Here is a 12,938-nt window from a genome sequence, read left to right as displayed (position 1 = left end):
CCCATGGATTTATTGACTAACCTGTTTTCCGACGCGCAGCAGTGGCTGTTTGAAGCGGTCGTCCAGCCCGTGGTGTTTGACCTGGGCTTCGGTGGCTGGGTGGAAGATGCCTACACCGCCACCGGCTGGCTATTAGTGGGTTTGCTGCAGCTACTGGTGCTGGTCGCGGTGCTGGGGCCGCTGCAGCGCTGGCGGCCGGTGGAGTCGCTGCAGGACCGTTCAGCCGTGCGCATTGACATCATTTACACACTGTTGCACCGCTTGGGTGCGTTCCGGTTGCTGCTGTTTTTTACCCTCGATCCGCTGATGGATGGCCTGTTTGGCGAGATGCGGGTGGCGGGTATGGCGACTTTTCACCTGGATGCTCTGTGGCCCGGCGTGACCGACCAGGCGGTGTTTAGCTTTGCCTTGTACTTGGTGGCCTTTGACTTTTTGGGCTACTGGGTGCACCGGGGCCAGCACCAGTTTGCCTGGTGGTGGAGCCTGCATTCCCTGCACCATTCGCAGCGCCAAATGACCCTGTGGAGCGACAACCGCAACCACCTGCTGGACGACGTGATCGGCGACATCATCGTGGCCCTGGTAGCCCAGTTGGTGGGCGTGGCCCCTGGGCAGTTCATTGCTATCGTGGCTTTTACCCAGCTTAGCGAAAGCTTGCAGCACGCCAATCTGCGGGTCTGGTTTGGCCGGGTGGGCGAGCGACTGTGGGTCAGCCCACGCTTCCACCGGCGGCACCACAGCATCGGTATCGGTCACGAATCGGCGGGTAAAAATACACTGGGCGGGCACAACTTTGGGGTCTTGTTGCCCTGGTGGGACATGTTCTTTGGCACCGCTAATTTCGACTTGCGCTACGACCCCACCGGCATCCGGGACCAACTGGCGGAGGAGGGGGGGCGTGACTACGGCCAGGGTTTCTGGCAACAGCAGTGGTTGGGCCTGCGGCGACTGTGGACAGTGTTGCGCTAATTTGATGCGGGTATCCTCACCCCCATGAAACTGCTTTTAGATTCCTTTTGGCGCGCTGCGGCCTATTGCATGCACCACCGCGTAATCGCGTTGTCGTTTTTACCTTTGCTAATACTGGTGGCCTTGTCTCTGGGCCTGGGGTATTTTTACTGGGAGCCAGCGCTGGACATGGTGCGCGGCATGCTGGACGCGTCGGAGTGGGTGGCCCGCATATGGACTTGGCTGGAAAGCGCGGGCGTGGGGCAACTCAAGGTGGCGCTGGCACCCTTGCTGGTGATTTTTGCGGTAACACCATTCATCGTGGTGCTGTCCCTGTTGGCCGTGGCCATGATGATGACTCCCGCCCTGGTGGCCCTGGTGTCCGAGCGGCGCTTTCCCCAACTGGAAAAGAAGAAGGGCGGCACGTTCATCGGCGGCCTGTTCTGGTCGCTGGGCTCGATTTTGCTGGCCTTGGTGGCGCTAGTGGTGTCGATTCCGCTGTGGCTGGTGCCGCCCTTGATTTTGGTGCTGCCACCGCTGATATGGGGCTGGTTGACCTACCGTGTCATGTCCTACGACACATTGGCCCTGCACGCCAGCAAGGAAGAACGACGTGAAATTTACCGCCGCCACCGCATGACCCTGTTGGGTATGGGCGTGTTGACCGGCTATCTGGGGGCTGCACCTAGCTTGGTGTGGGCTTCGGGGGCTTTATTTGCAGCCGCCTTTGTGGTGCTGGTGCCGCTGGCCATCTGGATCTATACCCTGGTATTTGCCTTTTCTTCGCTGTGGTTTGCCCATTACGTTTTGTCCGCGCTGGAAGCCCTGCGGGCCGAAACGGCGGTACAGGTCGCCCCGGTGGGGGTACCGGCTGCCACCCCGATGGAAATTTTGGAACCTGTTCAACAAAAGCCAACTTATGACGCTGGATCTTCCTACCTTCCGCCCCCTTGAATCTGCGCCCACCTTTGGGCTGGTCATCGTGGGCGATGAAATTTTGTCTGGCAAACGCTCTGACAAACACCTGCCCAAGGTGATCGAACTGCTGGCCGCACGCGGTCTGCAGCTCAGCTACGCCGACTACGTGGGCGACGACCCTGCGCGTATTACCAGCACCTTACAACGGGCGTTTGCCTCGGGTGATGTGGTGTTTTCCACCGGCGGCATCGGTGCTACGCCCGACGACCACACCCGCCAGTGCGCCGCCAAGGCCCTGGGCCTGCCGCTGGCGCTGCACCCGCAGGCCGAAGCCCTGATCCGCGAGCGCATGCAGGACACTGCCCGTGACCAGGGCTTGCCCTACGAGCCCACCCACCCGGACAACATCCACCGTCTGAACATGGGCATGTTTGCGCAGGGCGCTCAGATCATTCCCAATCCGTACAACAAAATCCCTGGCTTCAGCATGGGCCGCGTGCATTTTGTGCCCGGCTTTCCGGTGATGGCCTGGCCGATGGTGGAGTGGGTGCTGGACCAGCACTACAGCCCGTGGTTCCAAAAAGCGGCCTGGGCCGAGAAGTCAGTGATCGTGTTTGGCAGCATGGAGGCTACATTGACCCCCCTGATGGAGGCGCTGGAGCGCCAGTTTGAAGGGGTCAAGGTATTTAGCCTGCCCAGCGTGGACCACCCTGAATACGGCCGCCATATCGAACTGGGCGTAAAGGGCACGCCGGAGCTGGTGGCGCATGCTTACCCGGCGCTACTGGCGGGACTGCACGGTTTCGATGCCCGGCTTGGCCCCGAACTGGTGCGAAGTTAGTCGCACAATATTGGTGCGCTCAATGGATGCTCTTAATTGGTGCAATTTGCGTCTGATCGGAGGCTTTGCCCTGGCTTTCTAGCGCAAAATGCCTGGGCGCAAAGTCACAAATGTGGGCGTAGTTACAAATTGTGAATGCACTGTGCGGTGGCATAAAAACTGCATTGGCAGATGTGCCGAAATCTGTTGTCCCACTTAAACCCAACCCCTACCAGGAGATTCTTGATGGCAAAGACCGTCGCTGACGTGATGAAGATGGTGAAAGAGAACGAAGTCAAGTTTGTTGACTTCCGCTTCACCGATACCCGTGGCAAAGAGCACCACGTGACCGTGCCGGTGTCCCATTTCGACGAAGACAAGTTCATTTCGGGCCATGCGTTCGACGGTTCTTCCATCGCCGGCTGGAAGGGCATTGAAGCTTCGGACATGCAACTCATGCCCGATGCCAACACCGCCAACATCGACCCGTTCTTCGAAGAAACGACGATGATCCTGACCTGCGACGTGATCGACCCCGCCGACGGCAAGCCGTACGAGCGCGATCCCCGTTCGCTGGCCAAGCGCGCTGAAGCCTACATGAAGGCCTCTGGCCTGGGCGACACCGCCTACTTCGGACCCGAGCCAGAATTCTTCGTCTTCGACAGCGTGCGTTGGGCCAACGACATGTCCGGTTGCTTCTTCAAGATCGACTCCGAAGAAGCCTCTTGGAACACCGGTAAGGAATACGAACACGGCAATACCGGCCACCGTCCTTCCGTCAAGGGCGGCTACTTCCCAGTTCCACCCGTGGACAGCTTCCAGGACATGCGCTCCGAAATGTGCCTGGTGCTCGAATCCCTGGGCATCCCGGTCGAAGTACACCACCACGAAGTGGCAAACGCTGGCCAAATGGAACTGGGCACACGGTTCAGCACGCTGATCGAGCGCGCCGATTGGGTCCAACTGCAAAAGTACGTGATCCAAAACGTTGCGCACTCCTACGGCAAAACCGCTACCTTCATGCCCAAGCCCATCGTGGGTGACAACGGCTCTGGCATGCATGTGCACCAGTCTGTCTGGAAAGACGGCAAAAACCTGTTTGCTGGCGACAGCTATGCAGGTTTGAGCGAATACGCTCTGTACTACATCGGCGGCATCATCAAGCACGCACGTGCCCTGAACGCCATCACCAACCCCGGCACTAACAGCTACAAGCGCCTGGTTCCTGGCTACGAAGCCCCGGTGAAGTTGGCGTACTCGGCCAAGAACCGTTCGGCCTCGATCCGTATTCCTTTCGTGGCTAACCCCAAGGGCCGCCGCGTGGAAGCACGTTTCCCCGATCCCCTGATGAACCCTTACCTCGGCTTCGCAGCCCTGTTGATGGCGGGTCTGGACGGCGTGGAAAACAAGATCCATCCTGGCGAAGCTGCCACCAAGGATCTGTACCATTTGCCTCCTGAAGAAGACAAGCTGATCCCTACCGTCTGCCACAGCCTGGACCAAGCGCTTGAATGTCTGGACAGAGACCGTGCGTTCTTGACCAAGGGTGGCGTGTTCACCGACGCGTACATTGATGCGTACATCGAGCTGAAAATGACCGAAGTCACCCGCATGCGCATGGCCACCCACCCGGTGGAATTCGACATGTACTACTCGCTCTAAGAGCGACGGCCTTCGGAGGCGCAACTTATTGCGACACCCGGGCTCTCAAAAGGACGGCGCAAGCCGTCCTTTTTTCGTTACGGCCCGTGGCCTCCCGATAAACAGAGTACTGTTGCGCACTTCTCCTTAGTTCAAGCCCGGCTGGGCTTTACCTTTTACGCATGAAACACTTTTTTGGTCTGATTTTGGTATGTGCATCGGCCACCGTGTGGGCGCAGGATACGGCTGTCTACCGCTGCGGCAACGAGTACACCAATGCCGTCAAGGATGCCAAAGATGCCAAGGCCCGGGGCTGCAAGCTGGTTGAGGGCGGCAACGTCACCATCGTCCACAGCAACCCGTCCGGTACTGCGCCCGCTCCGGTACGCGCCCCGGCTTCCGGCAGCCCGCGCAACGACGGTGCCGAGCAACGCGCCCGTGACTCCGATGCCCGAATGATTCTCGAGTCCGAGCTGAAAAAAGCCGAAGCCCGCCAGGCCGATCTGCTCAAGGAATACAACGGCGGTGAGCCTGACAAGCAAGGCGGCGAGGCCCGCAACTACCAAAAATACATCGACCGCGTGGCCGAACTGAAAGCCAGCATCGCCCGCAACGACAGCGACATCGCAGGCCTGAAGCGCGAGCTGTCGCGCCTGCCCCCATCCCGCAACTTGCCCTGATGACCAACCCCACCCACCCCTACATCACGCGCTTTCACGCGTTTGACCTGCTGGCTACCCTGGTGGCAGTGCTGGCTAGCGATGGCGCGGTGCTGTTTGCCAACGCGGCCCTGGAAGACGCGCTGGGTACCTCGCGCCGCATCATCGAAGGCTCGCACTTCCCCGACTGCTTCACCGAGCCGCACATCCTGCAAAACGCGCTGGAAGGCGCGGGCAGCAATGAATTTGCCGCGCTACGCTACGATGCCTGGCTCAAGCGCCTGAACCACGATCCGGTGCCGGTACACGTGATCCTGGCGCAGACCGAGCGCCCTGGCGAGATCATCATCGAGCTGTTGCCACAGGAGCAGCAAGCTAAGCAAGACCGCGAAGAGCGCCTGATCGACCAGGCCCAGGCCAACAAGGAGCTGATCCGCAACCTGGCCCACGAGATCAAGAACCCGCTGGGTGGCATCCGTGGCGCGGCGCAACTGCTGGAGATGGAGATCGAGTCGCGTGAGCTCATCGAGTACACCCAGGTCATCATCCACGAGGCCGACCGGCTGCAAAGCCTGGTGGACCGCCTGCTGGCCCCGCACCGGCGCCCGCACGTGGTGGGCGACGTGAACATCCACGAAATCTGCGAGCGCGTGCGCTCCCTCATCCTGGCCGAGTTTCCGCGCGGACTGAAGATTGAGCGCGAATATGACGTGTCCATTCCCGAGTTCCGTGGTGACCGCGAACAGCTCATCCAGGCGGTGCTCAACGTGGCCCACAACGCCACCCAGGCCCTGGCCGAGCGCATTGCCGAGGGCGATGCCGAAATCACTTTCCGCAGCCGAATTGCGCGCCAGGTCACATTTGGCAAGCAGCGCTACCGATTGGCACTGGAATTGCATGTCATCGACAACGGCCCGGGTGTTCCCGAGTCGATCAAGGACCGTATTTTTTACCCGCTGGTGTCGGGCAGGGAAGGCGGGTCTGGGCTGGGGCTGACGTTGGCACAAACCTTCGTTCAGCAACACCATGGCTTGATCGAATGTGACAGTGTTCCGGGCCGCACGGATTTCAAATTACTCATACCGCTGCCTTGATACAAGCCAAGGCAGCCTGACCCAAGGTACCCCCCACTATGAAGCCGATCTGGATAGTAGACGACGACCAATCCATCCGCTTTGTTCTGGAGAAAGCGCTCCTGCGCGAAGACCTGCCGACCCGCAGCTTTACCAATCCGCGCGACGTATTGACCGCGCTGGAATCCGCCACCGATGAGGACGGCCCGCAAATCCTGGTCAGCGATATCCGTATGCCCGGCGGCTCGGGCCTGGATCTGCTGGAGAAGGTCAAGCTCATGCACCCCGGCCTGCCGGTGATCATCATGACCGCCTTCTCCGACCTGGACAGCGCCGTGTCGGCCTTCCAGGGCGGCGCTTTCGAGTACCTACCCAAGCCGTTTGACCTGCCCAAGGCGGTGGAGTTGATCCGCCGCGCGGTGGAAGAAAGCCAGCGCGAAGAAGTGGCCGAAGAGCGCATGGCCGCCGCGCCCGAGATGCTGGGCCAGGCGCCCGCCATGCAGGACGTGTTCCGCGCCATCGGCCGCCTCAGCCAGAGCAACGTCACGGTGATGATCACCGGCGAATCCGGCTCCGGCAAAGAGCTCGTGGCCCGAGCACTCCACAAGCACTCGCCGCGCGCCAATGGGCCATTTGTAGCTATCAATACCGCAGCAATTCCAAAAGATTTGCTGGAGTCCGAGCTGTTTGGCCATGAGCGCGGTGCCTTCACTGGCGCACAAACCATGCGCCGTGGCCGCTTCGAACAGGCCGATGGCGGCACGCTGTTCCTCGACGAAATTGGCGATATGCCGTTTGACCTGCAAACCCGCTTGCTGCGGGTGCTGAGCGATGGGCACTTCTACCGCGTGGGCGGGCACAACGCCGTCAAGGCCCAGGTGCGCGTGATCGCCGCCACCCACCAAGATCTGGAGCAGCGCGTGCGCGACGGCGTGTTCCGCGAAGATTTGTTCCACCGCCTGAATGTCATCCGTCTGCGCTTGCCTGCGTTGCGCGAGCGAGTTGAAGACGTACCCATGCTGACCCGGCATTTTTTGCAGCAAAGCGCCAAACAGCTTGGCGTGGAACCCAAACGTATCTCGGATGCGGCGCTGGCGCAGGTTGCGCTGTTTCCGTTTCCCGGCAACGTGCGGCAGCTGGAAAATCTGTGCCACTGGCTCACCGTGATGGCCCCGGCCCAAACCATCGAGCCCAAAGACCTGCCGCCTGACGTGCTGGGTGTCACCGTACCGCCGTCCAGCCTGGGCCATACCACGGCGACACGCATCGTCGGCGTGCCGCTGGTGCATGTGGACATCGGCCCTGATATGGATGCAGAGTCTGCCCTCCGACCCGCCAGTACAGAGCCGGTGCGGCCGCTGGATGCCCCTAGCGCGCAGACCGGCTGGGAGCTGGGTCTGGAGGCCGAGGCGTTGGAGCTGCTGGCCAATGACCGGCACGACGTGTGGGACGTGCTGTCGCGCCGGTTCGAATCCAAGCTGATCCTCACTGCCCTGCACAACACCCGCGGGCGCCGCATTGAGGCCGCGCAAAAGCTCGGTATTGGCCGCAACACCATCACCCGCAAGATCCAGGAGCTGGGGCTGGAATAGCTCTGGCTTACCCCTGGCTGAGGGCGGCGCACCAGCAACTTGGCAGAGCCAGTTCTGGGGTGCTTTTGGAAGCGCTGTAACTGCGCCGGTTTATGCTTTTTGGGCGGCTGGCGCTTATGGGGCGGGCGGTAAAAGCAATCCAATGCATAGCGGATAGGTAGGGTTTCCATCGCTTGGTGGGCTCCACCCGCCTGGAATCGCCGGCCCCAGCGTCTTGCTGTAGCAACTTTGGTGAACAGTAAGTGGCCTATTTTTTTTACTAAAAATAGGCTTTTGACGTATGTTCTGCCTACGCTGGTAGCTACTTTTTATATAGCAATTCAGCTGGACGTTGCGCTGTCTAAATTTTCTAGCAGGCTCACTTAAAGCATACTAACGGCGGGCTAATTTGTAACAATATGCCCGTTAGTGGCGCGCTCCTGCGCGCCTTTATGGTGGCCGCCGCGTTGTCCTGATCGCCTGTGGCATCTCTGCATGTGCTTTAGGTTTGGAGAGCGTATCCATGGTTGTTTATCTGGCCCAGGACGTGGCCTGGATGTTGGTGTTGGGTGTGATGCAGTGCTTGCATGTGCGTTTGTGGCACGACCAGCTCCGGGCGGGCCAAGTGGCCACAGGCCTGCTGTTTGGTGTGGTGTGCGTGCTGGGTATGACCGAACCGTACCTGCCTCTGCCTGGCATTGCCGTGGATGGTGGCTCGGTGGTGATGGGCATCCTCGGGCTGTTTGGTGGTGTGTTGCCTTCGGTTGTGGCGTTGGCGGTGGTGGGGAGCTACCACGTCTGGCTGGGTTCCCCGCACATCGTGCCGGTGCTGGCCGTGTTACTGGGCAGCGTGGGCTTGGGCTTGCTGTACCGTTTTGCGGTGACGCGTGGCCGGGTGCGCACCGATGTGCCGTCACTGCTGGTGTTTGGCCTGGTGTTGCAGCTGTGCCGGATTGGCTTTTTGGCCTTGTCGCCGATAGCCGGGCATGAACTGCTGTCGATCTCCGCTGCGTTGATTCTGGTGTTTACACCCGCCACTTTGCTGCTGGCTATGGTGCTGCAGGAAGGGCAGCGGCGTGATGCATTGGATATGGCGCTGCGCGAGTCTGAGTCCCGGTTCCGCACCCTGATCAAGGATATTCCCGGCGTGTCGGTGCAGGCCTATGCGCCCGACGGCACCACCCGTTACTGGAACAAGGCCTCCGAGCGCCTCTACGGCTTTACCGCCGAGGAGGCCATTGGCCGCAATTTGCGCGACCTGATCATTCCGTCGCCCATGCGCGAGGGCGTGCGCCAGGCGATGGAACACATGTTTGCCACCCGCGAGGCGATTCCTGCGGGCGAACTGGTGCTGCAGCACAAGGACGGTAGCCGCGTGCCAGTGTTCTCCAGCCACGCGTTTGTGCAGGCACCGGGGCGTCCACCAGAAATGTTCTGCGTGGACATCGACCTGTCGGCCCGCTACCGCGCCGAGGCCGAGCTCAGTATTGCCGCCACGGCCTTTGAGGCCCAGGAGGGCGTGCTGGTCACCGACCCAGAGCAGCGCATCCTGCGTGTCAACAGGGCCTTTACCCAAAGCCTGGGCTACAGCGATGCCGAAGCACTGGGTAAGACCTTGTCCCTGCTCAAGTCCGAACGTGATACCGATGTGTATTTTTCCGCGATCCAGCGGGCATTGCGGCGCACGGGCAAATGGGCGGGCGAGATCTGGAGCCGGCGCAAAAACGGCGAGGTGTTTCCGCAGTGGGTCAACATCAACGCGGTGTACGACGTGGCGGGCGAGGTCAGCTACTTTGTGGCCACGCTGTCCGACATCACCTTGCGCAAGGCCGCCGAAGACCAGATCCGCCAACTGGCGTTTTTTGACCCTCTGACCGAGCTGCCCAACCGGCGGCTGCTGATGGACCGGCTGCAGCGCGCGCTCACGTCCAGCGAGCGCAACAAGCGCACCGGGGCTTTGCTGTTCATCGACCTAGACAACTTCAAAACCCTGAACGACACCCGCGGCCACGACCAGGGCGACCAACTGCTGCGCCAGGCCGCCAAACGCCTATCGGGCTGCATCCGCGACTGCGACACCGTGGCCCGCCTGGGGGGGGACGAGTTTTTGGTGGTGCTGGAGAACCTGGACGGTAATTTGGCGGTGGCGGCTGCCGATGTGCGGGCTGTGGGTGAAAAAATCGTTGCCGCCCTGAACCAGCCCTACGAGTTGGGCGACTTTGACTTCAACAGCACTGCCAGCGTGGGCGTGGCGCTGTACAGCGGGCTGAGCCTGTCCATGGACGAACTGCTCAAGCAGGCCGACCTGGCCATGTACCAGGCCAAAGCCGCCGGACGCAATGGTTTGCGGTTTTTTGATCCCGCCATGCAAGCCGTGGTCAACGCCCGAGCCGCACTGGAAGCGGATCTGCGCCTGGCCATTGCCCAACAGCACTTCGAGCTGCACTACCAGCCCCAGGTGGACGAAGAGGGGCGGGTGATCGGGGCCGAGGCCCTGCTGCGCTGGCCGCACCCGGTGCGCGGCATGGTGTCGCCCGCCAGCTTTATTCCGCTGGCCGAGGATACCGGCCACATCTTGCCGCTGGGCCACTGGGTACTGGAGACGGCCTGCAAGCAACTGGTGGTTTGGGCGCAGCAGCCGCAGCTGGAGGGGCTGATGTTGGCCGTGAACGTCAGCGCCCGGCAGTTCCGCGAGGCCAACTTTGTCGATGGTGTGCTGGCCCTGCTGGCCGCCACCGGCGCAAACCCGCAGCGCCTCAAGCTGGAGCTGACCGAGAGCATGCTGATCGACAACCTGGAAGAGATGGTGGGCAAGATGACCGCCTTGCAGGCCCGGGGCATCGGCCTATCGCTGGACGACTTTGGTACCGGCTATTCGTCGCTGTCGTATCTGAAACGCCTGCCGCTGGACCAGCTCAAGATCGACCAGTCGTTTGTGCGCGATGTGCTCACCGACCCCAGCGATGCCGCCATCGCCCGCACCGTGGTGGCCCTGGCCCACAACCTGGGCTTGGGCGTGATGGCCGAAGGCGTAGAAACCCTAGAGCAAAAGGAATTTCTGGCCCAGTGCGGCTGCCATGCCTACCAGGGCTTTCTGTTCAGTCGGGCCTTGCCCGCAGCACAATTTGCGGAGTTTGTGCAGAATTCAGCAGCCAAATAGGGCTCTAGCCCATATAAGACCTACGCAAGTAGCTCTTAAAACTATAGTAAATCGGGGCAGCGGCTTTTCAGGCCAGGTTCAGCGTAACCACCACCGGCGCGTGGTCGCTGGGCCGCTCGTTTTTGCGTGGCACTTTGTCGATCACGCAGGCCGTGACCAAGGGCTTGAGCGCCGGGCTGACCAGGATGTGGTCGATGCGCATGCCCCGGTTACGGCGAAAGCCAAAGTCGCGGTAATCCCACCATGAATAGCATTTATCGGGCTGGGGAAACAGGCGGTGGCTGTCGGTCAGGCCCAGGCCCACCAGGGCCTGCAGGTGATAGCGCTCCTCGTCGGTGCAATGGATGGTGTCTTTCAGGCCGATCGGGTCCCACACGTCGGCATCGTCAAAGGTAATGTTGTAGTCGCCCATCAGCACCAGCTGCGGATATACCAGTAGCTCGGCCTTGACCCAGTCGCGCAGGGCTTTGAGCCAGTGCACCTTGTAGTCGAATTTTTCGCTGCCGGGTTCCTGGCCATTGGGGAAATAGGCCCCGATGACGCGCACGCCCTGGACCGTGCCGGTGACCACGCGGGCCAGGTCGTCGCTGAAACCGGGGATGTTTTTCACCACATCGGTGGCGGCAGTCTTGCTGAGCAGGGCTACCCCGTTGTAGGTCTTTTGGCCAAACCACTGCGCCTGGTACCCGGCTTCGGCAAAAGCCGCGTGCGGGAACTTGTCGTCGGTCATTTTGGTTTCTTGCAACGCCAGCACCTCGACCGGGTTGGCAGCCAGCCAGTCCAGAACTTGGGGCAGGCGCACGGTGAGGGAGTTGACGTTCCAGGTGGCGAGTTGCATGGGGGAATCCGCAGAAAAATGGGAGATGTTACCGAGCCTGTTGATGGCGCTCCCACAACCTCTGTGCAGCACACGTGCAAACGCCCCGAGATCGGGTCCGATCTCGGGGCGTTTTAACCGTCAGACGGCTGGCTTATTTAGACCAGGAGTCGTCTTTGGACTTCTTTTCCCATTCAGACAATTGCTTTTCAGCCTCGTCCTTGGCAATGCCATAGCGTTCCTGGATTTTGCCAGCGAGCTGGTCGCGCTTACCGGCAACCACATCGAGGTCGTCGTCGGTCAGTTTGCCCCATTGCTCTTTGACTTTACCGGTAGCTTGTTTCCAGTTACCTTGGATAGTGTCCCAATTCATAGCTGTCTCCTTGCAGTTGCGGGTTAAAAAATGGTGCTGCGATTAAGGGCGGATGGCGATGGCGTTCTTCACAGCCTTCACGCCCTTGACGTTGCGGGCAATGCTTTCAGCCGTGGTTTTTTCCGTCATGTTCTTGGCAAAGCCAGACAGCATCACGGTACCGTTCAGGGTTTCCACGCTGATGGCCGACGCGTCCACTTCCTTGTTTTCCACAAAGCGGGCTTTGACGCTGGTGGTCACGGCGGAGTCATCAATGTAGGCACCGACAGGTTCCTGGCCGCGGGTGACGGCGCAGCCTGCGGTCGTCAGCAAAACGATAGCGGTGATGGAAGCGGCGAGGGTGGTACGGATGGTCAGTTTCATTTTGAATATTCCAGTTGATTGAAAAGTTGGTTTGGCATGGTGAATGGCCTCACCAGCCAGGGCAAAAACACTAAACGGCCAGCCAGTCCTTGAGCTCTTCGGCATGCTCTTGCTCGTCGCTCAAGATGTCTTCCAGCAAGCGGCGGGTGGTCGAATCCTTGTCGCCAATCATGGCAATCATCTGGCTGTAGGCTTCAATCGCCACACGCTCAGCGACCAAATTGGCTTTGATCATTTCTTTCAGCTCTTTCGAGTCGTCGTAGGCGGCATGGCTGCGTTTGGTCAGCGAATCCGGCGAAAAGTCGGGCTCTCCGCCAAGCTGCACGATGCGCTGGGCCAGGCGGTCGGCGTGGCTGGACTCTTCGGTGGCATGCACCAGAAATTCGGCAGCAATCGCAGAAGAGGCCAGGCCATCGGCGGTGAAGTGGTGGCGCTTGTAGCGCAGCACGCAGACCAGCTCGGTGGCCAAGGAGTCGTTCAGCAGCTTGATGATGTCTTCGCGCCAGGGGCCATAGCTGGGGGTGACGGCACCCTGGTCCAGGCTGCGGCGGGCGGCACCGAGGGCCGCTTCATTCAACACCATGCGATCCACGTT

At 60.6% G+C, this 12,938-nt stretch carries 12 protein-coding genes; 8 read left to right on the top strand and 4 right to left on the bottom strand.

The features are described from left to right. Positions 1-3 precede the first annotated feature (3 nt). The 8 genes from Q0T48_RS21010 to Q0T48_RS20975 all read left to right on the top strand — a co-directional run bounded on the left by Q0T48_RS21010 (position 4) and on the right by Q0T48_RS20975 (position 10,790). Positions 4-969 carry a sterol desaturase family protein gene (locus Q0T48_RS21010; protein ID WP_295960741.1) on the top strand — a complete coding sequence of 322 codons (966 nt, stop codon included), beginning with the start codon at positions 4-6 and terminating at the stop codon, positions 967-969. Positions 970-993: 24 nt separating this feature from the next. Then, the gene (locus tag Q0T48_RS21005) at positions 994-1,902 is read left to right on the top strand and encodes an EI24 domain-containing protein (protein WP_295960739.1); all 909 of its coding nucleotides are present in this window, start codon (positions 994-996) and stop codon (positions 1,900-1,902) included. Continuing rightward, entirely contained in the window at positions 1,868-2,707 is an 840-nt protein-coding gene (locus tag Q0T48_RS21000) for a molybdopterin-binding protein (RefSeq protein WP_295960736.1), read from the top strand. Before Q0T48_RS21005 ends, Q0T48_RS21000 begins: the two co-directional genes overlap by 35 nt. Positions 2,708-2,932: 225 nt before the next feature. Continuing rightward, positions 2,933-4,348 (top strand): type I glutamate--ammonia ligase, encoded by a 1,416-nt coding sequence (glnA, locus tag Q0T48_RS20995; RefSeq protein WP_295960732.1) that lies wholly within the window; start codon positions 2,933-2,935, stop codon positions 4,346-4,348. 161 nt (positions 4,349-4,509) lie between these two features. Next, a complete protein-coding gene (locus tag Q0T48_RS20990; protein WP_295960729.1) occupies positions 4,510-5,007 on the top strand; it encodes a hypothetical protein in 498 nt (165 codons plus the stop codon). Further along, positions 5,007-6,080: a nitrogen regulation protein NR(II) gene (gene glnL / locus Q0T48_RS20985; protein WP_295960727.1), complete on the top strand. Its 1,074-nt coding sequence runs from the start codon at positions 5,007-5,009 to the stop codon at positions 6,078-6,080. Before Q0T48_RS20990 ends, glnL begins: the two co-directional genes overlap by 1 nt. 38 nt (positions 6,081-6,118) lie before the next feature. Then, on the top strand, positions 6,119-7,651 hold the full coding sequence (ntrC, locus tag Q0T48_RS20980; RefSeq protein ID WP_295960724.1) for a nitrogen regulation protein NR(I): 1,533 nt from the start codon (positions 6,119-6,121) through the stop codon (positions 7,649-7,651). Between the two features lie 502 nt (positions 7,652-8,153). Next, on the top strand, positions 8,154-10,790 hold the full coding sequence (locus Q0T48_RS20975) for an EAL domain-containing protein (RefSeq protein WP_295960720.1): 2,637 nt from the start codon (positions 8,154-8,156) through the stop codon (positions 10,788-10,790). Between the two features lie 67 nt (positions 10,791-10,857). On the opposite strand, the gene Q0T48_RS20970 is transcribed toward Q0T48_RS20975, so the two are convergent. The 4 genes from Q0T48_RS20970 to Q0T48_RS20955 form a co-directional block, all read right to left on the bottom strand. Beyond that, positions 10,858-11,628, bottom strand: coding sequence for an exodeoxyribonuclease III (locus tag Q0T48_RS20970; RefSeq protein WP_295960717.1), 771 nt, complete (start codon positions 11,626-11,628; stop codon positions 10,858-10,860). Between the two features lie 133 nt (positions 11,629-11,761). Then, positions 11,762-11,980 (bottom strand): CsbD family protein, encoded by a 219-nt coding sequence (locus Q0T48_RS20965; protein ID WP_295960714.1) that lies wholly within the window; start codon positions 11,978-11,980, stop codon positions 11,762-11,764. 42 nt (positions 11,981-12,022) lie between these two features. Next, positions 12,023-12,343: a BON domain-containing protein gene (locus tag Q0T48_RS20960; RefSeq protein ID WP_295960710.1), complete on the bottom strand. Its 321-nt coding sequence runs from the start codon at positions 12,341-12,343 to the stop codon at positions 12,023-12,025. 70 nt (positions 12,344-12,413) lie between these two features. After that, complete coding sequence (locus tag Q0T48_RS20955) at positions 12,414-12,926, bottom strand: ferritin-like domain-containing protein (RefSeq protein WP_295960817.1); 513 nt, start codon at positions 12,924-12,926, stop codon at positions 12,414-12,416. Positions 12,927-12,938 lie beyond the last annotated feature (12 nt).

Source organism: Rhodoferax sp., from assembly GCF_025354435.1.
In the GTDB taxonomy this organism is placed as follows: Bacteria; Pseudomonadota; Gammaproteobacteria; order Burkholderiales; family Burkholderiaceae_C; genus Rhodoferax_B.
Note: the sequence above shows the minus strand (reverse complement) of the source record. Positions and strands in the feature narration are given on the sequence as shown.

Bases quoted from the DNA above. Each gene is read 5' to 3' on its own strand.
- Q0T48_RS21005 (WP_295960739.1), top strand. From the start codon at position 994: ATGAAACTGCTTTTAGATTCCTTTTGGCGCGCTGCGGCCTATTGCATG.
- Q0T48_RS20955 (WP_295960817.1), bottom strand. From the start codon at position 12,926: ATGGTGTTGAATGAAGCGGCCCTCGGTGCCGCCCGCCGCAGCCTGGAC.
- Q0T48_RS20960 (WP_295960710.1), bottom strand. From the start codon at position 12,343: ATGAAACTGACCATCCGTACCACCCTCGCCGCTTCCATCACCGCTATC.
- Q0T48_RS20965 (WP_295960714.1), bottom strand. From the start codon at position 11,980: ATGAATTGGGACACTATCCAAGGTAACTGGAAACAAGCTACCGGTAAA.
- ntrC (WP_295960724.1), top strand. From the start codon at position 6,119: ATGAAGCCGATCTGGATAGTAGACGACGACCAATCCATCCGCTTTGTT.
- glnL (WP_295960727.1), top strand. From the start codon at position 5,007: ATGACCAACCCCACCCACCCCTACATCACGCGCTTTCACGCGTTTGAC.
- glnA (WP_295960732.1), top strand. From the start codon at position 2,933: ATGGCAAAGACCGTCGCTGACGTGATGAAGATGGTGAAAGAGAACGAA.
- Q0T48_RS20975 (WP_295960720.1), top strand. From the start codon at position 8,154: ATGGTTGTTTATCTGGCCCAGGACGTGGCCTGGATGTTGGTGTTGGGT.
- Q0T48_RS20990 (WP_295960729.1), top strand. From the start codon at position 4,510: ATGAAACACTTTTTTGGTCTGATTTTGGTATGTGCATCGGCCACCGTG.
- Q0T48_RS21010 (WP_295960741.1), top strand. From the start codon at position 4: ATGGATTTATTGACTAACCTGTTTTCCGACGCGCAGCAGTGGCTGTTT.
- Q0T48_RS20970 (WP_295960717.1), bottom strand. From the start codon at position 11,628: ATGCAACTCGCCACCTGGAACGTCAACTCCCTCACCGTGCGCCTGCCC.
- Q0T48_RS21000 (WP_295960736.1), top strand. From the start codon at position 1,868: ATGACGCTGGATCTTCCTACCTTCCGCCCCCTTGAATCTGCGCCCACC.